Raw genomic sequence first — 1,008 nt, 5'->3', positions numbered from 1 at the left:
GTTCTGGGGGCTGGTGGTGTTCATGCCCGTCGGCCTCACCTACCTTTCGGCCCTGCTGCTGCTCGCCACCATGCTCTTGGCCGGCGGGCTGCGCGAGCGCTTCGCGCGGCTGCGCGCCAACCCGCTGTGGTGGCCGCTGGTGGCTTACCTGGCCTGGACCTTCATCGTGCTGGCCATCGGGCCGCACTACCCCGAGACCGGCTCGAACCTGTTCCACGGCCTGCGCATCGGCCTCACCATCCTGATGGCACTGGCGCTCACGCGCGAGGAAGCGGTCTGGGCGCTGCGCGGCTTCCTGCTGATCGCGGCGCTGAACATCCTGCTGGTCGTGGCCTACTACGCCATCGGCTTTCCGATCTGGTCGCCGCTGCGTGCGGTGGTCATGGAAGTGGGCAACAAGTCGATCAGCAATGCGCTGCTGTTCAGCGTGGTGGCGTCCACGGCCGCCGTGTGGGGCATTGCGCAGATCGCCGCGCACCGGCCGCTGCGCGCCATTCCGGCTTTCGTGCTGATGCTGGGCCTGGGGCTGGTGGTGGCGCTGCCGCTGACCTCGCGCACCTCGGTGCTCGCGCTGCTGCTGGTGATCCCGGTGGTCTGCATCCACCAGTGGCGCAGCCACCTGAAGATGCTGGTGAGCGCGCTGGTGCTGGGCGCCGTGGTGCTGGCGGCCGCGCTCTACCAGCTGCCACAGCTGCAGCACAAGGTCGAGACCGGCGTGGAGGAAATCGAGAAGGCGCAGGCCGGCGAAATCTTCAAGGGCAGCTGGGTCATCCGCTACTACATGTACCGCGACACCGGCCTCATGATCGCCGACCGGCCGCTCACGGGCTGGGGCATCGGCGGCTGGACCGACCAGTGGCACAAGCGCGGGCCGGCCCTCTTCGCCGACTCGAACATGCCGCACAACGACTTCCTCTGGGTCGGCGCGCAGGGCGGGCTGCCGGCCTTGCTGAGCCTGCTGGCCATCATGGCGGGCGCCGTCTGGCAGGCGTGGAAGCGGCCCGACAT

At 69.0% G+C, this 1,008-nt stretch carries 1 protein-coding gene; it reads left to right on the top strand.

The features are described 5' to 3' along the window. Positions 1–1,008 (top strand): O-antigen ligase family protein (locus AC04MI_RS25600; protein WP_476499093.1); only part of this gene is annotated, 1,008 nt, incomplete at both ends.

It is taken from the genome of Acidovorax sp. LjRoot204 (genome assembly GCF_056175785.1).
This window is presented reverse-complemented; position numbering and strand designations above follow the sequence as displayed.